The following is a 24,875-nucleotide window of genomic DNA, read 5'->3' on the forward strand; positions in this document are numbered from 1 at the left end:
CCACTCATGCACACTAATAGACACTGATAACAAACACGGGAAACCGGTCTCTGATGAACAGGTCCATTCTGTGCAGCTTTATTCATTAGTGTCCATCCGTGTCCATTAGTGGTTAAAACCGTTTTCCAATTCTTAACTCCTGATTCGTTCCGCATGTCGTCCGCACCCGCTTCTCCCGCCCATTCCGACCAGCACTACCTTTCCATGGATCTGCTCCGCTTTACCACGGCGGGCAGCGTGGATGACGGCAAATCGACCCTGATCGGCCGCCTCCTCTATGATTCCAAATCCATCTTCGAGGACACCCTGGAAAACCTCGAACGCGTCACCGAGCAGCGCGGCGAGGAGCACCTCAACCTCTCGCTCCTCACCGACGGCCTCCGCGCCGAGCGCGAGCAGGGCATCACCATCGATGTGGCCTACCGCTACTTCGCCACGCCCAGGCGCAAGTTCATCATCGCCGATACGCCCGGCCACATCCAGTACACGCGCAACATGGTGACCGGTGCCTCCACCGCCAATCTCGCCATCATCCTCATCGACGCGCGCAAGGGCGTCATCGAGCAAACCTGCCGCCACTCCTTCATCGCCTCGCTCCTCGGCATCCCGCACGTCATCGTCGCTGTCAACAAGATGGATCTCGTCGACTGGAGCGAAGCCCGCTTCGACGAGATCGTCGCCGCCTACAAGGAGTTTTCGTCACGCCTGGCGATCCCCGACATCCAGTTTATCCCGATCTCCGCGCTGCACGGCGACAACGTCGTGGAGCGCTCCGCCAACATGCCCTGGCATGCCGGCGCGCCGCTCCTGCACACGCTCGAAAACGTCTACATCGGCAGCGACCTCAACCACGTCGATCCGCGCTTCCCGATCCAGACGGTGATCCGTCCGCACACCGACGCGTACCACGATTTCCGCGGCTTTGCCGGGCGCGTGGCCGGCGGCGTGTTTCGCCCCGGCGACGAGATTGTCGCACTCCCGTCCGGGCTCCCCGCGAAGATCAAATCCGTCCACGGACCCGACGGCGAAATCCCCGAGGCCTTCGCGCCGATGTCGGTCACGATCACGCTCGACCGCGAAATCGATTCCTCGCGCGGCGACCTTTTTGCGAAGCCGGCCAACCAGCCGCACGTGACGCAGGATGTCGAGGCGATGATCTGCTGGTTTTCGCCTTCGAAACTCCAGCCCGGCGGCAAGTACATCGTGCGGCACACGACGCGCGAGGCGAAGGCGGTGGTCAAGGCGGTGCTCTACAAGGTGAACATCAACACGCTGCACAAGGTGGAGGATGACCTGACGATCGGCATGAACGACATCGGCCGCATCCGCCTGCGCGTGGCCCAGCCGCTGATGGTCGATTCATACCGTCGCAACCGCACCACGGGCAGCTTCGTGCTCGTGGACGAGTTCACCAACGCGACGATTGCCGCCGGCATGATCCTCTGGCCCGAACCCAACGTCACCCCCGAGCCCAGCCCGTGGGTGGATATGGGCGGACTGTGACCGGAGCGGCGGCGGGGACGCCGCCGCTCCGGTCATGCGACGCTGTTCGCGCTCATCACGCCGGCATACCAGCGGGCGCTGAGTTTGGGCGTGCGGCGCTGGGTCGCGTAGTCCACATGCACGAGGCCGAAACGCGGGGCATACCCGGCGGTCCATTCGTAGTTGTCCATGAATGACCAGTGGAAATAACCGCGCACAGGCACGCCGTCGCCGATGGCGCGGTGGAGTTCGAGGAGGTTTTCGCGCAGCAGGACTTTTCGATGCAGGTCGAGCACTTCGCGGGTGCCCGTGCCGTCCGCACCGCCGCCGCTTTCGATGCCGGTGACAGGCTCGTTGATGTAGCCGCAGCCGTTTTCCGCGATATGGATCGGGTGCGGGCCATAAACCTCCGTGTAGAACCGCGGTCCCCAGTAAAGCGATTGCGGGGTGATGTGATGCCAGTCGCAGTCGGTTTTGGCAAAGGGCGCGGAGAAGGGCACGCGTTCGGGATGACCGTCGCGCCCGGCGCGGACGAAGTAGCCGCTGTAGGCGTTGAACCCGAAAAAATCCGTGCGCTGCGTGATGAGTGCAAAATCGTCCGGTGCGACGTGTGGCTGGTCGGCTTCGCCGATGATCCGCAGGTAGGTGTCGGTGTAGGTGCCGCGATGGAGCGGTTCGAGGACACGAATGTTGTCCACCACAAACACCTCGCGGGCGGCGGCGATGTCGGCGGCGTTTGTAGCGAAAAGCGGGATGGGGATGCGTGGATTGTCCGCCATGCCGACGATGGCGCCGGGCGCGCCGTGTTCGCGCACGGCCCGGACGGCATGGCCGTGGGCGACGAGGGCATGGTGGTAGGTCTGGTTGACGACCTGCTCGGGTTCGCGGAGGCCGGGTGCGTTGCGTCCGGTGCCGTAGCCGTTGCGGGTGAAGGAAAAGATTTCGTTGATCGTGAACCAGTGACGCACGCGGTCGCCGAGTTCACGGACGAGCGTATCGGCATAACGGGCGAAGGCATCGACGGTCTTCCGCGAGCGCCAGCCGCCGAAGCGGTCTTCGAGCGATTGCGGCAGGTCCCAGTGATAGAATGTCACCCACGGCGTGATGCCGTTTCCGGCGAGGCAATCGAGGAGACGTTTGTAAAAATCGAGGCCGCGCGGATTGGGCGCGCCGTCGCCATCGGGAAAAATGCGGGGCCAGGAGACGGAGAGGCGGTAGTGGCGAAGCCCCAGATCGCGCATCAGGGAAAAATCCTCCGGATAGCGGTGGTAATGATCGCAGGCGACGGCGGGCGTATCGCCGTCGCGGATCTTTCCGGGAATCGTGGCGTAGTGATCCCAGATGGACGGACCCTTGCCGTCGGCCGCGGCGGCCCCTTCGATCTGGGTCGCGGCGGTGGCAGCGCCCCAGATGAAATTATCCGGAAATTTGCAGGTAGTGACAGGTGACATACAAAAGGAATCGGTTCTGAACGCGGAGGGAGAAAAAGGCGAAAAGACCGGAGGACTCAGCGGGCCGGATTGCGGGCGAGTTCGCTTTCGATCCATGCCCGGGTGGCCTCCTGCTGGTTTTGCGTTTCGAGAATCGCGCTGAGCCGGTCTTCGACACGCGGCCGGTCGGCATCGGAGGCGTGGCGGACGAGCAGGAGACCGGCGGCGGCAGGCAGGTCCTGCCGGGCGATATTCAGGCGCGCAACCGCGGACTGGCGGGCCAGATCCTCGCGGACGGCTTTCCCGTAGTCCGGAGCGATGATTGCCTTGAAGGCTTCGACCGACCCTGCTGGACGCACGAGGGCGTTGTTCGCGTTTTCGACGATGCGTGCGGTATTGGTACCGGGATTGCTGATCTGGAAGCCGTCCACATAGCCGTCCACGCGCGGGACAAAGGGTTCGACTTCGGGCGTGAGCCGCGCGCCGACCACGGCGGGGAGCCAGCCGCTGAGCCGGGTAAAGCGTTCGTTTTGGGAGCGCGAAGTCAGAAACCTCAGAAAATCGACGGCGCGGTCGCGGTTGGCGGTCTGGAGCGGGATGCCGAAGCTGAGGCTCGTGGTGGTGGCGGCTTCGGACGCGGGGCCGAGAACGTTTTTCCCATAGCGTGGGTGATCTCCCGAGGGTATCGGTATATTGAATACTCCGGTAGGGAAGTGCGCCTGCTGGCGAAAGCTGGGCGCGTCGTAGCTGCCGGTGGCGATGAAGAGGGCGCGGCCTTGCACAAAGTAGAACGTGGCGTCTTCTCGCGGGACTTGCAGGTAGCCGGGCTGGAGGCGCAGGCCGATGTCGCGCGTGATGGCGAGACCGTCGACGACGGCAGGCGTGTCGAGCGACCAGTCGCCGCGCAGATAGCTGACGCCGAGTTCCACGGGATCGCGCTGCATCGCGTAATTGCGCAAGGCGACAAGACCGAGCTTTTGCGTCTGGCTGTTGGCGAACTTGTAGATGATGAGGGGGCCGTTGAGTTTTGATCCGGCGATGGGAATCAGGGCGGCGTGCTGCTCGCGGGCCCAGCTTTCGACGCGGTCGCAGATGGCGATGAACTCGTCGAACGTGCGCGGCTCGGGAGTTTGACCGAGAATACGTTTCCAGAGCGAGGCATTGTAATAGACGCGGACGGTGTGCATCGACATGGGCACGCCGTAATATTCGAGGAGATTGGGCCGGTAGCTGAAACCGCCGACGAGGCCGTCGATGAACGTGTTGCGCCAGGCAACGGATTCGAGGTCGGTGCCGCGGTTCCAGGGATTGGGTTGTTCGACGTAATCGGTGAGAGGGAGAAAAAAGCGGGAGAGCATTTCGTCCTCGGCGTTGCGGGGCATCTTGCCGAGTTCGATGAGGTCGGTGGCGGTGCCGCCGATGAGCTGGGTTTGCAGCCACTGCGTGTAGGTGCGCTCCGGGATGGCGAGCTGTTCGACGCGGACGCCGGGGTGGAGTTTTTCGTAATCGCGGGTGAGGGCATCGAAAGCGGTGCGCAGGCCGGCTTCGAGTTGCCAGTGGGCGAAGCGGATCACCTCGCGATCGTCGGTGCGGTCGGAGCGCGCCCGGCCGAGAATTTTGACGAGAGAAAACGTGAAACAGCCGGCAAGGAGGGCGAGGCCGACAAGCGTGGTGAATTTGTCGCGGGTCATGACGAGGGAAAAAAGCCGGTGGAGAGAGCGTTCCGGCCGCGAAGCGGTTGCCGGCAGGAGCAGGAGTCAGTGGGGGGTGTCGAGCTGGACCCGTGTGCGCAACGTGAGCGTACGGGCGGGAGAAACCGTACGAACGACAACGCAGGCGTGGTGATTCATTTTTCCGGAGAGCAGGGTGCCGTCGGGCATGGGTTCGACGGTGATCTGCAGGGGCGCGGTCGCTTCGCTCCGGATCACGATGTCGCCGACCTGAACCCGGTTGTCGGCGAGGGTGCGGGGCGCATCGGCGGGTTGCCCGAGATGCCAGCGGAAGAGGATGATATCGGGTTCGCGCAGCTCGACTTCGTCGGTGATGTCCGCGCCGGCACGGTCCCAGACCACGCGGCGGACCCAGCGGTTGACGCTGGCATAGCAGCCGGAGGCATCCACGGTGATGTCGCCGCCGGTGGCGTCGAGGCGAGCGACGGTGAGGGGAGCGGAGCGGTGGGCGCGGTCGAGAATCTGCCCGGCTCCGGCTTTGAGGATTTCGGGTGTGAGGGCGGCGGGTGCATGGTCGCCGACTTGCAGGACGTTGTGTCCGGCGATGCTGCGGAAGTGGGTGGGATGTTCGGGAAGTCCGTAGGAAACGAGGCCGGCTTCGATAAGCACGGGCTTGCCGTCGAGGATGAGGTTGACGTGCCCGCGGTCCTGGTGGTCGTGGGCGTCGGTGGCGTGGCCGCCGCGAATCCATAATCCGGATACTTTTCCTCCGGGTGAATTTTCCCACGATTCGATCCAGTTGACCCGGGTGGCGATGCGGTAGGAGGCGAAGGCGGGGGGCGGAAGCGGGGCGAGGTTTTTGTTCCCGGCAAGGGTGGCGCGGGCGAGGAAAACGGGGAGCGAGGTGGCGAAGGTGGCGGAACGCGCTTCCGGAACGCGGCGGTTGAAACCCCAGATGGCAACGGGATGGCCGGTATCGGTGACGAGTTGGGCAAGGAGGCCGGGATCGATGCCGGCCCAGCTGTCAAAAGCATTGATGGTAAAGCGGCCCGGTTGCTGATGGTGCATGAGCCAGACGGGGAATTTTTTGAGGAAGGGGTGGTCAAGCAGACGGGTATCGCCGGCCTGGAGCGCCGTGGCGCGGGCAACGGAGAGAACGCTGGAAAGGGTGATGGAGCCGTAACCCATGCCTTCGACGAACTCGCCGTCGGGGCCCTGGGCATCGAGGGAGCGGAGGATGTTCCTGACGCCGAATTCGTAGTCGTCGCGGTGGCGGTCGAGTCCGTTGAAGAGGCTGGCGAGGACGATGGCCTCGTTGGGGAGCACCCACTGGTTGCTGTAGGCGGCTTCGCGTTTGATGAACCAGCTCCGCTGCGTGCGCCAGTCGTCGCGGATGCGGGCGATCTCGGCTTCGAAGCGGGTGTCGAGAGCTTGGCGAAGCTCGGGTGAAACGGAGCCGTCCGGGAGGAGTTTTATGGATTCGGTGATGGCGCGGACGGCCCAGCCGGTGCCGAGCCACGCGCCGCCGGAGGTGGCCGAGCCGCCGGACCAGCCGGGACGTTCGAGGGGAGCCCACGTGGCCAGCTCGGCGAGTTGTGCGCAAACATAACCGGCGAGCGCACGATCACCGGTCAGGCGGGCGGCAGCGGCGATGCGGGGGAGGCGGCGGCTGAGTTCGCTGGCCGCGGAGGAGTCGCCGAGGCCGAGGGCAAGGCGTTCGAAACCGGCATCATCGAGATGAGGCATGTGCGCGGGTTTTGTTTTATACTTCATGTTGATGCCGGAGGCGCGCAGCTCGGCGAGGTCACGGGGGCGACGGATGAGCGGTTTTTGCGCGGCTTCCTCGCGGGCGGCGGCAACCAGTGCATCGCGGGAGGCGGCAAGGTCGGGACTGGACGTGCGGGCAAGCTCATCGAGCGTGGCGCAGGGATCGGCGGATACCGCGCGGACCGGGGCGGCAAAGGCGGAGAGCAGAAGCGCGAGCAGCAGGGGGGCGAATGCGAGCGGGAGGCCGGAGGTGGTCATCGGAATTAAAAATTAAGGGAACTTCCAGGAATTGAACAGAAGGCAACGAAGAGAACGAAGAACAACCAAGGACGCTTACGGTTCACTCCTGTTTAATTTTATTAGAATAAATGACTTATTGTTCAGGGTCTTCTTTGTTTTACCCTCGTTGCCTTTGTTTCCTTCTGTTCAAAAATGAATTTCAAGAACTTCCCTTAAAGATCAGGGAACGGGAGCGGGGGGGGCGATTTACGTCATGGCTACCACACGACAAAGGTTTCCGTGACTCCGCCGATTGTGATGGCGAGGTGGTTGTCATTGAGCGAAAACACGTCGTGGCCGACATGGAGTTTTCCATCGGAAAACGAAATGGACAAGGGCGCGGGGAGGGGAGCGCCGGCCGCCGCCACGGGACGCAATACGGATACAAAGCCGAGATTCGCGGCCGGCTCGCGGTTGCGAACCGTCAACTCGATCGCGCTGCCGGGTTTTCCCTCGTTCGCCCCGCCGGGACTGTAATCGCGACCCTGGCCGTGCATGTGCCCTTCGCCCACCGACGCGTCCAGCGGTGCATCCGCCGCGACAAACATTTCGAGCGCGGCTTTCGGGCGTTTCAGCAAAAACGAACGCGAATCGGCTCCGCCTCTTCCTTCCGTGGTCGAAAGCACGGCGCGTCCGTCACGATTGTTGAAATGCAGGCGCCAGGCGTAGGAGTGGGTTTCACCTGTGCTTTCGAGGCGGTCGAACATCACGAAATAGCCCGGTTCCCGGGCATAAACCACGACGCGTCCGATTCGCTTGTGGGGTTGCGCATAGGCGCCGGTGGCATCGCTGGCGAGGACGTCGGCGGCTTTGCCCGCGGCCAGCAAGGTGGTTTTCGCGACGGGCCGGCCTTGGATCATCGCCGTTGTCCGGGGCTTGATCGGCAGCAACTGGTTCTTGTCGTCGATTTCAACCGTGTTTTGCGCGCGCGTGCTCATATCGTATTCGAAATGCAACGGGCTGCGATAGGAGGCGGAGCCGGGCGAGACGACGAGGTATTCCCCAAAGGCCGCCAGCACGAAGGAGTTTCGGCAGGCGTGATGGTGGCTGTAATTTGTTTTGGTCGCGCCTGCATTGTTGAGCGCGAACACCACGCCGTTGTCATCCCAGCCGGAGCGGATAAAATTCTCGCCGCTGGCGAAGGAGGCGAGGGTGGGCAGGCCGAGTTCGGCGGGGGACCGGGCCGGCGGCAGTTTTACTGCCAATCCCGATCCCGCTCCCTGTTTTTGCAGAAACAGAAAGATTCGCCAGTGCCGCACGTCCCCTCGTTCTTCCTCCGTTTCGCTTTTGACGGAACTGTTTGGCGGGAAAAATGCGTCGCCCAGCCAGCGCGCGAGGCCGTCATGATAGAGGGAGGAGAAGAGAGCGGTGGTGGCGGCAGGAGGACGGCCCCAATACGAGTTGTCGTGAAAATGGGCGCGCATCGGTTGATAGCCGGCGGCGTCTTTGTCGCGGCCGCGGAACAGGAAATAATGATACGCGAGCCAGCGCGAGGAGTGGGCCAGGGGCGCGCCGGAGAACACGGTTTTCAGTTGCTCGGGCGACATGGCGAGCGCCGCGGAAAAGAGCGTGTCGATCGGATAATAGAAATAGCCTGTCCCCTCGCCATAACTGCCGTCGGCCTCGACCGTGGAATCGAGGTACCAGCGCAGGCGGCGGACGGCGGTTCGTTGCGCGTCGCCGTCGTCCAGATAGCGCGCCATGACGAGCGTGCCAGTGGCGATGACGGCGGTCCAGTTGTTGGCTTTGTCGGTCTTGAGCCATGTGAGGCAGGGAACGAGCGCCTTGGCACGCAGCGCGGCGTCCATCGAGGCGATTTCGTCTGCGGAAAACAAGTCGGGTGAGGCGGCGAGGGCGTTGGCGAAGGAGAGGCCGGTCTGGGCGGTTTCGAGACCGGCGTTGTTGCCGCGCAATTCGGAGTGGAGCCAGAAGGCGGGCGGCAGGGCGGCGATGTGCGTCAGATGCGTTTTGAGAAATTGCCCGAGCAGATCGTGTCCGGTGAACAGGTGAACGAGCGAAAGGCGCGTGAGGTCGCGCAGGCTGTAAATGTAGCGGCTGGCGCCGAAGCCGGTTTTGGGGAGATGCCACTGGTTGACGGTTTGCGCGGCGAAGGCGGCTTCGGCCTCCCAGGCGGCGCGTCCGTCGGCGGTGTCGGCGAACCACTCGCCCAGTTTGCGAAATTCCTCCGGCGAGGCCCAGGGATGGCGGCTGGCGCCGATGCGCGCAGGGCGCGACGGGTCGGGTTGGGCAAACTCCCCGGCCGTGACTTCGCGTCCGTTTTCGGGTTTGGGAAAATCGGGGTGTTCGAAGACCGGAGGCTGGTCAGCGGCAACGGCGGAGAGCAGAAGCGCGAGCAGCAGGGATGCGAATACGAAGGGGGAGGGGAGACGGCGGGAGGTGGGCATGAGGCGAATGATAGGCCGGAGCATCGACCCTGGCGAACCGGAGAAGTGTGGCGAATTGCAGATTTGCTGAGGCGAATGCGGAGAGTTGGCTACCATGCAGGAGCGGGATTGGAACATGCAGCCCGGCAGGAACCGGGCCGCCCCGGCTGGATTGCCCTAGGGCGCGGCCGGGGCCAGTTCGGTGACGAAGGAGGCCTCGCGGGCGGGCTCCGTTTTTTCGATGTAAAAACCGGCGCGGCGGTCAGGTGGAGCGTCGGGCGATGAACCTTGCCAGAGAGTGAACGCTCCAGGCGTGGCGAAGCGCACGCGCAGGATTTTGCCCTCGGGGAAAACGACGTCGATCACCGCTTCGTTTTCGAAGCGGGCCGAGCGTACCTCCTCCCAGTAGCCGAACTCCGCCGGACGACCGGTGGCGAAGCCGGAGACAGGCTTGAAGATGTCGGGCAGTTTGGGCGTACCGTGCAGGTGGAGGGAGAGGCTGAGGGTCGCGCCTGCGGTTTCCGTTCCCGTATAGGTGACGGTGGTTTCATCGATGAGGCGGTCGCCATCGATGCGCAGGGTGCGGCTTGCCGAAGCGTCGGGACGCCAGGAGGGCTGCCGGGCTGTCATGACGCCTCTGGCATCGTCGAAAAGTGTCATTTCACCGGGATCCCACGGCACCTGGCCTTCGCCGTTGACGAGGGGGATGTTGTGATTGAGGCCCCTCTGGTAGTAGCCGCGGTGCATGGGCGAACCGTAACCGACCGTGCCCGGATCATGGGTGACATCCACGCCCTCGAACGAAGCTGACCAGTTGAGCGCTTCGGATTGGGAATGGGAACGATGGATCTGTCCGTAGTGGAAAAACACTTGCCACGGGCCTTTTTTCATCAGGGCGAAGCGGATGGACTCCATGTGCCGGGAAACGACCGGAGGCAGTTCCGGCGTCTCCTGAGGCGAAAGGGGAGGAGGATCGACGAGGGTGTCCCATGAGCGGATATCCGCCGCGGCGGCCAGTCCCAGCGTCGTCGGCAGGATGCGATAAATGCCGGCGAGCCCATTCGCCGAGGCGCGGGCGGGGCGGTGCGAGTCGGCGGGATTGGGAATGGTGCCGTCGGGGAAGCGGATCGCGAGCGGAGCGATCACAAGATTCTGGGCGATGGCAGCCTCGTCGCGCAGCCGGTGGCCTTCTCCGATCAGGCCCGCAAAGGTGAAGAGGGGACGGGTGGCCACGATGATGTAGGCGTTGTAACCCATGGCCTGTTCATACCAGAAATAATCGCTGGTGACGCCGCGGTGCAGTTGCTCCCGCAGGCCATAGGGTTTGCCGTCCACAGTACGGTTCCAGAGGTCATTGTCCTTGTAGAGCAGGGCGACCTGGGCGGCGGAAGAACGATACCAAGTGGGGATATTGTGGATATCCTGACCGATGCCGGTAAGCAGTTCGGCCTGGGGTTTGAGGAGTTTGGCAAACCACGCCTGTCTCCTCGTTTCTCCTGCATAATCGAAAAGCAGGCGCGCGGCATCCACCTTCAGGGTCAGCCAGGTGGCGTCTTCGAGCGCCTGCCAGCCGATGTGCGAACCTTTTCTTTGCCGGGGATTCTTGCCCCAACGGTCGTAGTTGTTCGCGTAAAAATCGAGCTGGCCGGCGGCCCACTCGGCGTAGCGGGTTTCTCCTGTCAGCCGATACAGGCGGGCGGCTTCGACCGTCTGCTCGAAGTTGCGCTTGCGGAAACCGAATACCCAGCCCCCGAAGATATCGGGGGTGATTTCGACGCGGTGCCCGCTGCGGCTCATGAGATGATCGGTTTCCTCGCCGGGGATGTCGTCGGTCCACTCAAGGAAGGAGCCGTCTTTCGGGCTGACGAAGTGGTGCCAGTAACCTGTTTGCCACTCGACCCGGTCGCGGTGGCGGGTGATCCAGGCGTCGGTGGTTTCGCGACGTTCCTTCAGCCAGGCGGCCCAGGCAGGGTCGGTGGCGACACGCTGGCGCGCGCCTTGCCAGTCTTCGACCGGCTTGCGCAAGACTCCTCCGTCAGGTTGAAGCACTTTGTATTCGGCGAAGGTTTTTTCGGGATGGGGTTTGGGGAAGTCGGGAAGAGGATTGGCGGAAAGGACGCGGCCGGAATTGCCCGCGCGGGCGGCGATGGCGGCCGAGGCGTCGCTGGCAGAGATTTCCCGCAGTGAAAAATCGTCGAAGAGGGCGGTGACTGTGACCTGGTTGTAGGAGTGAATCCAGACGGCGGCGGTGGCCGCTTTTTCGGGGGCGATGGCGGGCAGGGTGTGGCGCGTCCATGTGGCGGCGGCGGTGCGGAGCGACATCACAAAACGGTCTCCGGGAGGGATGAGTTTTCCCGCTGTATCGAAAAACTGGAGATAAACGTCAATGCCGCCGCCCTCCACGATCCGGCCGGAAAACGACAGTTCGTAACCGCGTCCGGGCCGTACCGGTATCCGCGTCGAGTAAAGACTGCTGCCGGACGATCCGCTCCGGTCGTTGACCTTGAGGCCGAGTTTGCCCGTGCGCGCAGACTCGGCGGAGGTGGTGCTCATGCCTTTGTCGGCGGCGGGAGCGGTCCAGCGGGCGAAGCCGTCGGTGCCTTCTTCGAAGCCGGGATTGGGAAAGTCGAGAGGCTGGGCAGCCAGAGGACAGGCAAGGAGCAAGGGAAAGGCGAGGAGGGTGAGGGCTTTCATAAGGCGGCCGGTTGTGTCGCGGAAGTAGGGTGGTTGTGTGGTTGGGCGGAAGAGGCGGAGAGGGGAGGAGGATCGACCGTTGTGATGACGAAGTCATCGAAGTCGATATGGTTGTCGCGGTCCGGGCGATAGTCATCGCTGGCCCCTCCGTGAAACGTGCTGAAGTAGAAACGGTTGATTTGCCAGGTCTGGTCCGCGCTGCGCCAGCGCATGTCCGTGCGGTTGAAGGCGAGTTTTCCGTCAATCCAGACTTGGAGCTCGCCGTCGGGCTGGCCGGGGGTGTTGAGCTTGATGCGTTGCCTGAGGGTATGCCATTCGCCGGGGCGGAGGAGGGCATGGTCGAGGCGGATGCCGTCGCCGTAGCGCCCGCGCTGTTCGGAATGGTAGAGATAGAGGATGAGGCGTCCTCCGGGTTTCCACATGTAGCGGGCGGTAAGGCCGTCAGGGTTGGGGCGTCCGCCGGTGGCGCCCGTTCCGCCGGAGAGACCGGGGAGTTTGCCGCCGGACGTCCAGTGAAAGTCGGGTTCGAAGCGCACTCGGTATTCGGCCGTGGCCTCGTCGGAGGGCGGCAGGGGCGAGCGCCACGAGGCGCCGCTGGCGCGGGAGCCGATCTGGCCCTGTGGATAACTCACACGGATGAAGCTGTTGCCGTCTTCCTGAAGAACGGAAACGCGGTTTTCCCGCACGCCGTTGTCCGCGTGCGTCTTCCATCGTTTTTCCAGCCAGGAGAGAGGCAGCGGCCCGGCTTGCAGTTCGCTGAAATCATCCTGCAGGGTGAGGGCGCGGCTGGCAGGCGGAATACCGAGGAGGAGGAGAATCGGGGCAAACCGCCCGGGAGAGAAAAGACGGCAGAGTCGCGCAATCATGGAGCGCATGGGTGTTTTCAGCGAGGAAGGCCGGAGGAGCGGAAGCGAAAATGGAATCCAGATCGCCCTCACGGTGGTGTCGATGGACAATCGCTGGAGGGCGACAGGGAATCGGAGAGAATGGCGAGGTGATGAAGCTCCCCGTCTCGATCAACGTCTGCGGCGCCACCATAAGGCCAGAGCGAGGGCGCCAATACCAGCGACGGCGGCGTAGGTCGAGGGCTCGGGAATGGCAGCGGTGTTCACGACCGTGATGTCGTCGAAGTAGGCCCTCGTGTTGGTGCTGGCTGCCGCACCTGCCTGCAGCCTGATCTTGCCGACCTGCCAGTTTGTGGCGTCGGCATCTCCGGTTGCTACGCTGACGATGCTCGTGCCGTTCAGGGAGACGGAGGCGGTGTTGGTGGTTTCGTCGAAGTAAAGCCGGAAGGTGTTCCAGTCGGTCACCGTGTAGGCGACCTGGGTGGAGGCGGCTGGGCTATTCAGGGTGACGGTGCCATTGGGCGCCAGTGAAAGGTAAAAATTGGTGGTGTCGGTCCCGGCATCCGAAAAATAGAGGTAAAAATTACCCCCGCCTGCCTGTTTGATGGAGAACTCGATGTATCCCTGCGTGAGGGTGCTGCCGAGGTCGTATCGGGCGGAGGCGGAGTTTCCACTGATGTTGTCGTAGAGATGCAAGCTTTGCGAACCGCTGTGGGCGTCGGTGTCGATGATTCTGCTCAGGAGGGTGGTGCCATTGTCGTTGCCGATCCATCCGTTGATGGCGGTGCTCCCAAGCTGTGCGCCGGCAGCCCACTTCGGGGCTTCGAAATCTTCGCTGAACACGACTGCCTCCGCAGCGCGGACGGAGAACGGGCAGAGCAGCGAGACCAGGACGGCGACGAGGCCGGGACGGAGGCGGATTCTTGTATCTGTTTTCATATTACTCGGAGTTTTCATGTTGCGTGGCGGATAGGTGTTGGTTCACGGAGACGAGAGAGAGGGAGGGGGTTACTGAATGGCGGGAGCGAAGTTGAGGGGCACGGAGTGGACGCTCCAGTCGTAGCGAAGCACGTTGCGGTGGTTGCCGTGAACAGGGGTGTCGGGAGCCTTGCCCTTGAAGCCGGGTTCGAGTTCGGCATCGAGGTCAATGAGGGCCGGGCGATCGTGGTATTTCGGGGTGTTGATGACCGTGGTGTAGAGTTGCGGATTCCCTGGTGTCTGGCCGTTGGACCAACCCCAGGGGAAGCTGTTTGCATCGCCGGGGAGGCGCAGGTAATAGACGTTGTCCTCGTCGGGCCTGGCGGTTTTGCGGAGCCACGCGGTGCAGATGAAAGCGTCGGGTAACTTCGTCGTGTTGCTGTTTTTGAGGCTCACGTAAGGCGCGAGGAAACTCCACAGAGAGCGGTTCCCCTTGGCGTAGTCTTCGGGGAGGATGGTGAGGTTGCGGGCTTGGCCGACAGTGCACGGGCCAGGGAGGCGGCCCTTGTTGTCGTCAATGTAAAGGGCGATGGCCATGCCCCATTGGCGGAGGGCGGTTTTGCACTGGGCGTCGGCGGCGGACTGGCGCACCTTGGCGACCGTCGGGATCATGATTCCTGCCAGGATACCGATGATGGCAATGACGGTAAGCAGTTCGATCAGGGTGAAGCCTGGGCTGGATGGAATCTGAAAGCGGCTGGAGGCAGACGCGGGGGAAGGGTGGTGCAGGGTGTTCATGTGCGGCAGGGGGAGCAGGAAATCTGCAGGGGGGTGATGTGGAGTTGATTTTTAGTAAACTTTATTTAGTTTTTACTTAAAAAATGAAAGTTCAAGTAAAAAATCGACGCCCGGAAGATTTCCTGATTGCCAGCCTTGCGATGAAATCGTCCACCGTCCCATCCGGTCGCATCACGCTCTCGGAAATCGCCGCCCGGGCCGGCACCTCGACGACCACGGTGTCCTTTGTCCTGAACGAGACCGGAGCCGTGGGCGCGGAGACGCGCACCCGCGTGCTGGCCGCTGCGAAAGAGCTCGGCTACCGGATGCGCCCCCGGGCAGGTCGCACCCGGCCTTCCGGAAACGCGTTGGGAACGGTGACGTTTATCTGGGTGAACACGACGGAGGCGTGGCGGCAGACGCATCTCGCCCACCTGTTGCTCCACACGATCGGCACGGGCGTGGAGGCGCTCGGCGGACGTCTCCGCACGCTGTTTTACAACGAGCACGAAAATCCTCCCCGGCCCGACTTCGGGGACGACGAGGCCTTGCTGATCGCGGGCACGCCCGGCCCCGGTTTCCTGCGTCTGCTGCCGGCGCGCCTGCCGCGGCTCAACGTCATCTGCAAACCCTACGTCACCCCGACGTCTTTTCTCGATCTCGACTCGGCGCACACTGGCTACGCGCTTACCCGTTACCTGCTCGAACACGGTCACCGGCGCATCGGCTTCGTCAGCAACAGCCGGTTTCACCGCAGCTTCGGGTTGCGTTATCTCGGCTACCTGAACGCGCTCGACGACCTCGATGTGCCTTCCCGCCCGGAGTGGGTGCTGCGCCTGAAACAGCCGGCGGGAGCGCCGGTCGAGACGGCCCAGCCCGCCAGCGACATCGAGCCGGGACTGGCCAAAATGCTCGCGCGCAAGGACCGACCGACGGCGATCTTCGCGGCCAACGACTGGATGGCCGCGGCCGTTTACCAGTACGCGCAACGCCAGGGGCTGAGCATCCCCGGCGATCTGAGCATTGTCGGCTGCGACAACGATCCCGGCATCTGCGATCTCCTCAAGCCCGGCCTGACCACGCACACGCTGCCCTACGCCGAGATGGCGCGCGAGGCCGTGCAGTGGACCGCCGCGCTCGTCGCCGGCAAGCCGCCGCACCGGCAGCAGGGCATCATGCTCTTTCGCGGCAAACTTGTGGAACGCGAATCCGTGCGGACGCTCTGACGGAGAACGGGACGACGGCCGACCCCGTGAAGGACGGTCCGTGCGCGCTCCTCCCTCAAAACACGTCCTGCCATTGCCTTTCCCGGCATGTGGCCAAAGGTAACGGGAAATCTGGCCGCAGCCTGTCCCCATCACCATCACGGATGTAACGCATGGACACGAATCCTCCCGCCTCCTGGCTTCCTTCCCCTGTGACCGAAAACGCCGATGTCGCCAGCCGCGAAATCGCCCTTACCGAGCCGATGCTGCTTTTTCCGATTCGCAACAACGCGCCCAAGCGCATCGTGTACATCGCGGTCGACGGGCAGATCGACCGGATCGTCGAGGTCGAATTCGCCGACGGCCAGCCCGAGTGGTGGGCTCCGCTCGACGTCCGTTCCTGGCGGGGGCAGACGATCACGCTCTCCATGCCCGCCCAGCCCGGCGGCGCCGAGGCGCTCGGGAAGATCACCCAGGGCACCACCTTTCCCGGCGCCGACACGCTCTACCGCGAGCCGCTTCGCGGCCAGTTCCACTTCTCGCCGATGCACGGCTGGATGAACGACCCCAACGGCCTTTCGTACTACAACGGCGAATACCACCTCTTTTTCCAGCACAGCCCCTACGGCTGGACATTCGCCCGCCAGCACTGGGGCCACGCCGTCAGCACCGATCTTGTCCACTGGCAGGAAGGCGGTCCGGCCCTCGTTCCCGACCGCAAGGGGCAGGTCTACAGCGGCAGCGCCGTCGTCGACCGGCACAATACCAGCGGCCTCGGCACGCCCGAAAAACCGCCGCTCGTCCTCATCTACACGCTGACCGATTCCTGGACACAATGCCTCGCCTGGAGCACGGACGGGCGCATTTTCAAAAAAGTAGACGGATGCGCCGTGGAGCGGATCAGCGACGGCAACCGCGATCCGAAGGTCCTGTGGCACGAACCTACCCGACGCTGGGTGATGGTTCTCTATGTCGAGCAACCCGGCCCGGTTTATACCGTCCATTTCCTCACTTCGCCGAACCTCCGCGACTGGACGCCGGCCAGCGTGATCATCGGCGGAGGCAAGGCTCATCGTCGTTATCTCTACGAATGCCCCGATTTTTACGAACTGCCGGTCGAAAACCCCGACGCCGGCCATGCCACCGCTGACCGCGACCCCGAGCGCAAATGGGTGCTCAGCGGCGCCAACAGCGAATACCAGGTCGGCATTTTCGACGGCACGACCTTTATTCCGGAGACGCGTGTGCTCGCCGGCCAGTACGGCCGCGCCTATTATGCGGCGCAGACCTTCAGCGACGAACCGCACGGCCGCCGCATCGAGATGGGCTGGTGGAACACGCCGACGCCGGGCATGCACTTCAACCAGTCGATGAGCCTCCCGATGGAGTTGCGCCTGGTGCGCACGCCCGATGGCCCGCGGCTGGCCCGCACGCCTGTCCGGGAACTGGAGGTGCTGCGCGCGAAATCACACCACCTCGGCGCGTTTTTTCTGGAGGAGGATGCGCCCAATCCGCTCGCCGGCGTCACCGCGGGGCTCGTCGAACTGAGCGCCGAGATCGACCCTGGCACGGCCCGGGAAATCGTGTTCTTCGTGCGCAACGGGGTCATCAGCTACGACGTGGGCAGGCAGCAACTCCGCGTCCAGGACCTGCGCGCGCCTGCGCCGTTGCTCGCGGGCCGCCTGCGCCTGACGATCTTTGCCGACCGGATCGGCCTGGAGGTGTTTGCCAGCGACGGCCTGACCTTCGTGCCGCTTCCCCTGATCCTCGATCCCAACGTGCGGACGCTCTCGCTGGAGGCCCGGGGCGGCCGGGCGGAGGTCCGCCGGCTCGACGTTCACCGTTTGCGCAACGCCTGGGGCCGCGGCCGGGGACACGACGAGGGGGAGTGATTTCCCCGGAGCGGCCGGCGTGGCACGGGCTTCCAGCCCGTGATTCCGGAGGGCGACGCTCCGCGTCGTCCACGGGCAAGGATGCCCGTGCCACTTCCAGTCCGTGTTCAGGGGAGCTCCGACGTTCTCCTCAGCGTTTTCCGAACCCGTCGGGCACTTCGCCGCGCCGCCCCTTCACCATGATATTGAGCAGATGCTGCATCGCCTCGATCCGGGTGATGCCGCGCTCCTCGACGAGCTGGCTGCAGCGTTTCTGCAACTGCTGCGCCATCCGTTTTGCCTGGTCGCGAGGCGCGCCCATGCTTTGGAACAGCTCGATGAGACGGGGGAGTTCGGGATCGTCGGGTGTCGGGTTCACGGGGAGAAAATGAATGTAACGGGAAAGGCAGGAACGGATGAACGGAAACGCGCTGGTTAACGTTCTCGCCGGTCAGGGCAATGTTCTTCGGTGAATCGCCGGCCTTCCTTTTTCCGGCCGCCACCCGAACCTGCCGATTGCCAACCTGCAAAAGACCGGCACCTTTTGGGTGCATGTCCCGGTCTCGCATTCCATGGCCTGCCGCCCGTCCGCGTCGCTCCCTTCGGGGGCATTGCTGGTCGTGTGTCACGGGTCTGGTTTGCTGGGTGGTCTGGCTCGGCCTCGCCACGCTGCTGGCGTTGCAGGTCGCGCTGCTCGTCGGCCGCCGGATGCCGCTGCCGGAGGCGGCCTGCGCCTGGATCCGGAACGCGGCGGCAGAACAGGGCCTGGCCGTGGATTTCCGGACCGCCACGCTCGATCCCGGCGGCGTCCTGGTGCTGCAGGATGCGAGCGTCGCCGACGGCAACATGCCGACCGATCCGGTCATCACCGCGCGCGCATTTCTCGTCCGGATCGATCCCGGCTGGCTCATCACGCGCCGCTCCGATCTCCGGCTGGCGGGCACCGGCGTCAATCTCCTGCTCCCGGCGGTGGTCTCGCCATCCGGACGAGCCGAGCCGCTGATCGAAAACGCCCATTTCTCGGTTCGCCTCAGCGGCCGGCACGTCGATGTCCACGGCCTCGGCGCCAACATCGGCGGCATTCCGGTCACGGCGCACGGCACCTTGGCGCTGCCCGAGGCGCCGGCCACCCCTTCAGCCGATATTTCCGGAGAAACCCTGCGGCGCTTTGTCCGCGAGGTGGTGCCGTTCGCCCGCCAGCTCGTGACGATTTCCGGAAAAATCCGCCAGATCGGCGACCCGGTCGTCAGCATCCGGCTGGAACAGCGGCGGTTGACGCTGACCGCCATGGCCCCGGCGCTGCATTACGGTGAACCGGTGCCGCATCTGCCCGCGCTCGCCGGCATTACGGCCGACAACATCGTGACCGCCATCACGCTGCCGCTCGACGGACCCCGGTTCGAGGCCACCCTGTCCATGGAGGCGCTGGAGCTTGCCGGCCTCGGTTCCGGCAAGGGCATGACCGTGCGCGTGACCGGCCCGTCCGGCCTCGTGTCCGGTGAACCGTTTTCGTTCGATGCCTTGCGGTTCGAGGCCAGCGCCGATCGCATTTCGGCGCACGGCGTCGAGGTGAGCCCGGCGCGCCTGATGCTCCGCCCCCTCCCGGAAGGCCGGCTCCGCGCCGCGCTGGCCGCCCGCTGGCTGAATGCCCTCTGGACGGCGTCTTACGAGGGCCGCACGGATACCCTGGCCGGCCATGCGGAGGGGGAAGGCATGCTCACGCCGGAGGTGCTCGCTGCGGCCGGCAAGCTCGCCGGTCCGCCTTACGACGGCATCCTGCAACTGGCGGAGCCCGCCCGGATATCCGCCCGCGCCGAGCTCGCGCCGGGCGGCTTGCCCCGCTCGGTGGAGGGCGATCTCTTCGCGCGCCGCGTCACGGCGCATCACGTGCCTTTCGACCTCGCCTCCGGCGAGTTCGCCTGGGACCGCGACGCCCATTCGCTGCGGTTCCACCACATCACGCTGCTCGGGGGCGACAGCGCCGCCAGTGGTACTTATGAAATGGATACGAAGACGCTCGACTTCCGGTTTCTCGTCTCCGGCGTGCTTCGTCCGCTGCTGATCAGCGGATGGTTTGGCGACTGGTGGCCCCGTTTCTGGGATGATTTCCGCTTTGGCCCCGAGCCTGCCGCTGCCGACGTGGATGTCAGCGGACGCTGGCTCGACCCGCACAGCGTCGCCCTTTTTGTCAGCGCCAATGGCAGGGAGGTGAACTTGCGCGGGGTGGATATCGACCGTCTCCACACCCGGCTTTTCATTCGTCCGCAATGGTTCGATATCCTCGATTTTTATGGCGATCGCGCCGGTCGCATCGCGTACGGAAACTTCAGCCTCCGGCTTCCCGGGATGGGCGAGCCGTGGGAGCGGATGGAATTCGACATGCACAGCACGCTGCCGCTCGCCAGCGTCGGCAAGCTGATTGGCGGCGGCATGGTGGAGCAACTCGCTGCGTATGATTTTGCGACGCCGCCCCGGCTCCACGCCGTCGGCGCCTCGGCGGGACCCGGCGCGGCCCGGCCGGACGAACACGCACTCATGCTCACGGTGGATGGCGAGGGACCCTTCAGCATGCGTGGCTTCCCGCTCCGCGATGTAGCGCTCTCCGCCGCGATCAGGAACGAGGAAACCCGGGTCGATCACCTGCGCGTCGGGGTGGCCGGTGGCGTGCTCGAAGGCACCGCTCTGGTCAGCGGCCCGGAAGAAGATCCTCGCCTGGCATTCGATCAGACCCTGCGCGATGCGGACCTCGCCCTGCTCGTCAACACCATCAACACCTGGGTCGATACGCAGGCGGCTGCCTCCGGCAAGGCGGCGGCATCGGCCGGCCGCAAGCCTGCGCCCGCTGCCGCCGCACGGCAGAAAAACGACACCGCGGCCGATGACGACGATCCGGTCAACGCTCGCCTCAAGGGCGGCCGGATCGACGGCTCGCTGAAGGCTTCGGGCCGGCTCAACGACTGGGCGGGTTTCACCGGTGCGGGCGAGGCCAGCGTGCGGGATGCGCCGCTCGCGCAGGTGGGCTTGCTTTGGTTGCTTTCCGACTTGCTCAATGCGGCCGGCATGGGGTTCACCTCGCTCTCTTTCGACACTGCGCATGGCGTGTTCACGCTGGCCTCGCGCCAGGCGAAATTCAGTGAACTGAAGATCCGCGGTGCTTCCGCCGAGGTGAGCGCGACCGGTGCGGTGGCGCTGGAGAACGGCCAGCTCGATTTCCGGGCCAGGCTGCATCCGTTCGAGCGCACCGGCGGTCTTTTCGGTCCGGTGGCGGATCTGGTCTTTTCGCCGTTTTCGACGGCGCTCGAATTCCAGCTCAGCGGCACGCTGTCCGAGCCGACGTGGAGCTTCCGTTACGGACCGCGCGGTCTCTTCCGCTCGCTGACCGGCGCCAACCGGATCGACACGCCGGCGCCGCCGGCCGAGAAGAAACCGGAGCCACCTCCGGAAAATGGAGGCGCCACGGATAAAAACCTGAGGGAACCGCTAAAGAACGCTGAAGAACGCTAAAATTGTCAGACTCTGTCACAAACCAGGAATATGGGCGGTTTTGTTTTTAGCGTTCTTCAGCGTTCTTTAGCGGTTTCTCTCCTCGATTGGAAATTGTGTGCGGTGGTTTTTCGCGCTTTGCTCCGCGCCTGTGTCCGACACCACACCCGCCGCTCCATCCGCCGCTTCCGCGACCAATGCCTCTCTCACCCCGCTGCCGGGTCATCTCTACGTGGTCGCCACGCCCATCGGCAATCTGGCCGACATCACCGACCGCGCCCGCGCGATTCTTTCCCGGGTGGACCTGATCGCCTGCGAGGACACCCGCACCACCGGCGCGCTGCTTGCGCGGCTCGGCCTGCCGCACCGCGAACTCGTCGCCTACCATGATCACAACGAAATGGAAACCGCCGTCCGCCTCGCGGATCAACTCGCCGCCGGCCGCTCCGTGGCGGTGGTCAGCGACGCCGGCACGCCCGGGATCAGCGATCCCGGTTTCCGGATCGTGCGCGAATGCCGCCGGCGCGTGCTTCCCGTCGTGCCGGTGCCCGGAGCCTGCGCGCTGACGACGGTGCTCGGCGCGAGCGGCTTGCCGACCAACGGGTTTCTCTTCGCCGGTTTCCTCCCGCCCAAGTCGGCGGCGCGCATCGCGTTTCTCGAAAAGTATCGGGATTTTGATTACACGCTCGCTCTCTACGAAAGCTGCCACCGGATCGAGAAATTCGCCGCCGAGATTGTCGAAAGGCTCGGCCCCGATCGCGTGGTCTGCATCGCCCGCGAAGTGACCAAGCTCCACGAGACTTTTTATGTCGGACGCGCCGGGGAGGTCGCCGCCCGTCTCGGCCGGTCCAGCCTGAAAGGCGAGTTTGTGGTTCTCGTCGCTCCGGGCGATTTCGTGCTGTAATGTCTGCGGCTGCCGGTCATCGTCATTCCCCTGTGAGCGCTCCCTACTCAGCCGCGGCCGTCATTGATATCGGTTCCAACTCGATAAAAATCCTCGTTGCCACCCGCCTGGCGGACGGATCGGTCAGCGCGTTGCGTCATCACACCATCGACTCGCGCATCAGCGCCGGCATCAACCAGGCGGCGCCCAGGCTCGGCGAGCCCGGGATGGAGGCCGGCCTCGCCGCCATTCAGGAGCTGCTCGCGCTGGCGGCCGGTTACGAGCCGGCGTATATCGCGCTGGTCGCCACGAGCGCGATCCGCGATGCGGTCAACGGCGCGGAGTTTTGCGAACGTGTCTTCCGCGCCACCGGCCACCGTATCCGCATCCTCAGCGGCGAGGAGGAAGCCAATCTCATCGGACGCGGGCTGACCAGCGATCATGAGCTGGCCGGGTTGCGCGATTTTCAGGTATTCGATCTCGGGGGCGGCAGCCTCGAATGCCTGCGTTTCCGTGACCGCCGGATCGAGCGCGCCATCAGCCTGCGGCTCGGTTGCGTGCGGCTGACGGAGCGTTTTATCGCCGACCCGCGGGCGCCGCTTTCGCCGGCCGAAGCCGGGGCCATTGCGGCGCACGTGCGCGCAGAGGTGACGACGGCATTTCCCGATCTGGCGGTTCCGGGTTTCGATGCGATCTTTGCCGGTGGCAGCGTGGCCACAATCCGGGCGATTCGCGGCATCCGTGACGGCGTGCCGCTGGTGAACACGACGGCGACAGTCACGGCAACGGAGATGCGTGCTCTGCTGGCGAGACTTGCGCCAATGACCCTGGCCGAGTGCCAGCGCGTGCCAGGTCTGCCGCCGCCGCGGGCGGATGTCTTCCGCACGGCGCTGGTCACGCTGGTGACGCTGGCCGAGTGCGCCGGTGTCGAGACGGTTTATCACACCTTCAACAACCTGCGCTGGGGCGTGGCGGACGAATTGCTGCCGCCGGTGGCAAAGACTTCCGGATCGTGAAGTGGCATGGGCTTCCAGCCCATGTAGAAGCGGGCGGGACGCCCGCGCCACGCGGAGAGGCAACGCTCACGGGCAAGGATGCCGGTGCTCCCGGTTGCTGTTGCGCCTCATCTCTTCCCCGTCACCATTCGGCGAGAGGCCTGACGGTGGCAGGCGAAGCGGACGTCGTGGCTGGCGTCGTGCCGGGCGTGGCTTCGATGACGAGCCGGCTGCTCTCACCGGCGGCGGTGGAAATCCTGAACAGGATGCGTTTGAGCCCGGGGTTGGGCGCATCCCACGACGAGAGAAGGGCCGCCGTATCCTCCACCGTGATGTCCACCGGCGCGCCGGCGGGAAGAGGGGCGGGAACCCGGAGTTGCAACGTCTTGCCGGCCTGACGGAGCCGGAGAGTGCGGCGGTCGCTGTCGAGGCTGACGTTGGCGCGCGTGAGCCACTGGAAGGTGACGGTCGCGGGGCGGTCGGGAAGGGCCGTCCATTCGTCTTGCAGAATCGTGCGATGATCGGCGAGCAGAGCGACGCCGCGATGAAACCGTGCCACCTGGTCGGCATAGAGCGGGGTGAGGTCGAATTGGGTGAACGGGGCAGGGCCGTCGGCGCGGGAACGGAGAGGGAGTGCGGCGGCGTTCCAGACCTGGGGGGCGCCGTTGACGCGGGGGATGTTGTGGCTTTCGGGACCGAGGCGGAAAACCTTCCAGCGGTCGCCGTCGGGTCGGGAGCTCCACAGTTTGAGGCCGACGGATTCGAGCGAGTGGTAGCTCTGCATGCCGGTGTCGACAGCCCAGAGCACGCCGTCGGCTTCGAGAATAAACGAGCCGGCGTCCATGTGCGCGTGATTGTTGGATGGTGAGCCGCCCTTGATGGCGAGGTAAACGGCCCGAGGATCATTCCAGGCGGAGCGGTGGATGCCGACAGGATTGGGACCGCGCCCGAACCAGTGAAGGGGTGCCGTTTCCGGACCGGTGGAGACGGAAAGGGACGGATCGCGCCAGAGCAGGGCGAAGGGCAGGAAACGGCCGCCCCAACCGGGACGCGTGTTGGCGGCTGGCCGGGTCGCATGGGCCTGGAGAGCAGCGAGGTCGTACCGGATCAGGTCGGCGCGACGCGACTGACGCGCGAACCAGAAAAGGGCAGGGCTGAAACCGCGGCGTTCGACGGCGTCGCCGTAGTTGAAAAAGCGGCTGGCCGGCGTCGTGACCTGCTGGATATAGTCGGCGCTGGCGAGGAATCCGGGAAAGGCGTCGAGGCCGGCGGTCGTGTCGAGTGCCGTGCGCAGGGACTCGACGAGCAGGACGTGAAAGGTGGTGCCGTAATCCCAGTACATGGGGCCTTCGACATAGGCGCCGTCGGGCGCATAGGCGTGGGCGGCGTGCTGAAGGTTGGCGCAGGCGCGTTCGACGGTGCGGCGGGCGAGATCGGGATCGCGTTCGGCGATGGCAAGGGCCGCGGCGACAAGGCCGCCGTGGCAAACCTGGTTCCAGTTGTTGTTGCCGGAAATCCACCCATGCTTTGCGGCGAAGGAGGGTTGAAGGGCCTTGGTGATCAGGGCGTCTTCGATGAGGGTCCGGTCGGCCTCGGCGAGCTGGTCATGGAGCCAGTCGTAACCGGTGCCGAGCGCGAGCGCGGCCTCGGCGGTGTCGAGAAAATGCGACGGATTCCAGTCGGGGGCATTGGCGAGATGGCGCATCTCGACGAGAGCGCGATCGAGGTAGCGTGTGTCGTCCGTCAGCCGATACGCAAGCGCGAGGCGGAAGACGCGACCCTGGATGTCGCGGACAGGGCCGAGAAGGCGGCGGCCTTCCTTGACAAGGGGAACGGGAGGCGCGGCGAGAAGCGCGTCGGCTTCGGCGCGGACGAGGGAGAAGAGCTGTTGTGAAACGGGATCGGCGGCGATGCGGGTACGGAGCGCAGTCCAGTCATCGGCGCGGGCGAAGAGTCGCGGGTGAGCGGGCAGGGTTTCGGGAAAAACAATCGTGGCGGGCGCCGCCGGGGCCGGGGATGATGCTGCGAAGAGGGCGGGGGTGATGACCGGTGATGCCATGCACAACAGGCTGAAGCATAAACAGGGAAGGAGAAAGGCGGTTTTGCTCATCGGGGAAAGCTTCCGTATGAGGATCATGAGCGAACGCGACGAGCTTTTCCGTGCAAAGTGATGCCAAGGGCGGCGTGGAGGT

16 protein-coding genes are annotated in these 24,875 nt (G+C 64.6%); 6 read left to right on the forward strand and 10 right to left on the reverse strand.

The window, feature by feature from the left end; all coding sequences use genetic code 11:
• Nucleotides 1-153: 153 nt before the first annotated feature.
• Nucleotides 154-1,503 (forward strand): sulfate adenylyltransferase, encoded by a 1,350-nt coding sequence (locus OPIT5_15530; GenBank protein ID AHF91421.1) that lies wholly within the window; start codon nt 154-156, stop codon nt 1,501-1,503.
• Nucleotides 1,504-1,535: 32 nt separating this feature from the next.
• On the opposite strand, the gene OPIT5_15535 is transcribed toward OPIT5_15530, so the two are convergent.
• The 8 genes from OPIT5_15535 to OPIT5_15570 form a co-directional block, all read right to left on the reverse strand.
• Nucleotides 1,536-2,933: a beta-glucosidase gene (locus OPIT5_15535; protein ID AHF91422.1), complete on the reverse strand. Its 1,398-nt coding sequence runs from the start codon at nt 2,931-2,933 to the stop codon at nt 1,536-1,538.
• Between the two features lie 56 nt (nt 2,934-2,989).
• Nucleotides 2,990-4,603, reverse strand: coding sequence for an ABC transporter substrate-binding protein (locus OPIT5_15540; GenBank protein ID AHF91423.1), 1,614 nt, complete (start codon nt 4,601-4,603; stop codon nt 2,990-2,992).
• A gap of 66 nt (nt 4,604-4,669) precedes the next feature.
• A complete protein-coding gene (locus OPIT5_15545; GenBank protein ID AHF91424.1) occupies nt 4,670-6,607 on the reverse strand; it encodes a heparinase in 1,938 nt (645 codons plus the stop codon).
• A 239-nt stretch (nt 6,608-6,846) separates the two neighbouring features.
• Nucleotides 6,847-9,057: a heparinase gene (locus tag OPIT5_15550; protein ID AHF91425.1), complete on the reverse strand. Its 2,211-nt coding sequence runs from the start codon at nt 9,055-9,057 to the stop codon at nt 6,847-6,849.
• Between the two features lie 132 nt (nt 9,058-9,189).
• Entirely contained in the window at nt 9,190-11,706 is a 2,517-nt protein-coding gene (locus OPIT5_15555) for a heparinase (GenBank protein AHF91426.1), read from the reverse strand.
• Nucleotides 11,703-12,581, reverse strand: coding sequence for a hypothetical protein (locus tag OPIT5_15560; GenBank protein ID AHF91427.1), 879 nt, complete (start codon nt 12,579-12,581; stop codon nt 11,703-11,705). The genes OPIT5_15555 and OPIT5_15560 overlap by 4 nt, the downstream gene beginning before the upstream one ends.
• Nucleotides 12,582-12,722: 141 nt before the next feature.
• Nucleotides 12,723-13,490, reverse strand: coding sequence for a hypothetical protein (locus OPIT5_15565; GenBank protein AHF94425.1), 768 nt, complete (start codon nt 13,488-13,490; stop codon nt 12,723-12,725).
• A gap of 69 nt (nt 13,491-13,559) precedes the next feature.
• A complete protein-coding gene (locus OPIT5_15570; GenBank protein AHF91428.1) occupies nt 13,560-14,267 on the reverse strand; it encodes a hypothetical protein in 708 nt (235 codons plus the stop codon).
• A gap of 83 nt (nt 14,268-14,350) precedes the next feature.
• Here OPIT5_15570 and OPIT5_15575 point away from each other — a divergent pair, with 83 nt between their 5' ends.
• Together OPIT5_15575 and OPIT5_15580 are read left to right on the forward strand one after the other, a co-directional pair.
• Complete coding sequence (locus OPIT5_15575) at nt 14,351-15,472, forward strand: transcriptional regulator (protein ID AHF91429.1); 1,122 nt, start codon at nt 14,351-14,353, stop codon at nt 15,470-15,472.
• A 152-nt stretch (nt 15,473-15,624) separates the two neighbouring features.
• A complete protein-coding gene (locus OPIT5_15580) occupies nt 15,625-17,343 on the forward strand; it encodes a glycosyl hydrolase family 32 (GenBank protein AHF91430.1) in 1,719 nt (572 codons plus the stop codon).
• Nucleotides 17,344-17,473: 130 nt separating this feature from the next.
• Here the strand turns inward: OPIT5_15580 and OPIT5_15585 are convergent, their stop codons facing one another.
• Entirely contained in the window at nt 17,474-17,701 is a 228-nt protein-coding gene (locus tag OPIT5_15585; protein ID AHF94426.1) for a hypothetical protein, read from the reverse strand.
• A gap of 173 nt (nt 17,702-17,874) precedes the next feature.
• On the opposite strand from OPIT5_15585, the gene OPIT5_15590 reads away from it, so the two are divergent.
• The 3 genes from OPIT5_15590 (at nt 17,875) to OPIT5_15600 (ending at nt 22,704) form a co-directional block, all read left to right on the forward strand.
• Nucleotides 17,875-20,826 (forward strand): hypothetical protein, encoded by a 2,952-nt coding sequence (locus tag OPIT5_15590; GenBank protein AHF91431.1) that lies wholly within the window; start codon nt 17,875-17,877, stop codon nt 20,824-20,826.
• Between the two features lie 97 nt (nt 20,827-20,923).
• Entirely contained in the window at nt 20,924-21,709 is a 786-nt protein-coding gene (locus OPIT5_15595; protein ID AHF91432.1) for a uroporphyrin-III C-methyltransferase, read from the forward strand.
• Nucleotides 21,709-22,704, forward strand: a complete 996-nt coding sequence (locus OPIT5_15600; GenBank protein ID AHF91433.1) for a phosphatase GppA — start codon at nt 21,709-21,711, stop codon at nt 22,702-22,704. The genes OPIT5_15595 and OPIT5_15600 overlap by 1 nt, the downstream gene beginning before the upstream one ends.
• Nucleotides 22,705-22,825: 121 nt before the next feature.
• Here the strand turns inward: OPIT5_15600 and OPIT5_15605 are convergent, their stop codons facing one another.
• Nucleotides 22,826-24,820 (reverse strand): heparinase, encoded by a 1,995-nt coding sequence (locus OPIT5_15605; GenBank protein ID AHF91434.1) that lies wholly within the window; start codon nt 24,818-24,820, stop codon nt 22,826-22,828.
• Nucleotides 24,821-24,875: the final 55 nt, after the last annotated feature.

It is taken from the genome of Opitutaceae bacterium TAV5, assembly GCA_000242935.3.
Taxonomy (GTDB): Bacteria; Verrucomicrobiota; Verrucomicrobiia; order Opitutales; family Opitutaceae; genus Geminisphaera.

Bases quoted from the DNA above. Each gene is read 5' to 3' on its own strand.
- OPIT5_15530 (AHF91421.1), top strand. From the start codon at position 154: ATGTCGTCCGCACCCGCTTCTCCCGCCCATTCCGACCAGCACTACCTT.
- OPIT5_15535 (AHF91422.1), bottom strand. From the start codon at position 2,933: ATGTCACCTGTCACTACCTGCAAATTTCCGGATAATTTCATCTGGGGC.
- OPIT5_15540 (AHF91423.1), bottom strand. From the start codon at position 4,603: ATGACCCGCGACAAATTCACCACGCTTGTCGGCCTCGCCCTCCTTGCC.
- OPIT5_15545 (AHF91424.1), bottom strand. From the start codon at position 6,607: ATGACCACCTCCGGCCTCCCGCTCGCATTCGCCCCCCTGCTGCTCGCG.
- OPIT5_15550 (AHF91425.1), bottom strand. From the start codon at position 9,057: ATGCTCCGGCCTATCATTCGCCTCATGCCCACCTCCCGCCGTCTCCCC.
- OPIT5_15555 (AHF91426.1), bottom strand. From the start codon at position 11,706: ATGAAAGCCCTCACCCTCCTCGCCTTTCCCTTGCTCCTTGCCTGTCCT.
- OPIT5_15560 (AHF91427.1), bottom strand. From the start codon at position 12,581: ATGCGCTCCATGATTGCGCGACTCTGCCGTCTTTTCTCTCCCGGGCGG.
- OPIT5_15565 (AHF94425.1), bottom strand. From the start codon at position 13,490: ATGAAAACAGATACAAGAATCCGCCTCCGTCCCGGCCTCGTCGCCGTC.
- OPIT5_15570 (AHF91428.1), bottom strand. From the start codon at position 14,267: ATGAACACCCTGCACCACCCTTCCCCCGCGTCTGCCTCCAGCCGCTTT.
- OPIT5_15575 (AHF91429.1), top strand. From the start codon at position 14,351: ATGAAAGTTCAAGTAAAAAATCGACGCCCGGAAGATTTCCTGATTGCC.
- OPIT5_15580 (AHF91430.1), top strand. From the start codon at position 15,625: ATGGACACGAATCCTCCCGCCTCCTGGCTTCCTTCCCCTGTGACCGAA.
- OPIT5_15590 (AHF91431.1), top strand. From the start codon at position 17,875: ATGTCCCGGTCTCGCATTCCATGGCCTGCCGCCCGTCCGCGTCGCTCC.
- OPIT5_15600 (AHF91433.1), top strand. From the start codon at position 21,709: ATGTCTGCGGCTGCCGGTCATCGTCATTCCCCTGTGAGCGCTCCCTAC.
- OPIT5_15605 (AHF91434.1), bottom strand. From the start codon at position 24,820: ATGATCCTCATACGGAAGCTTTCCCCGATGAGCAAAACCGCCTTTCTC.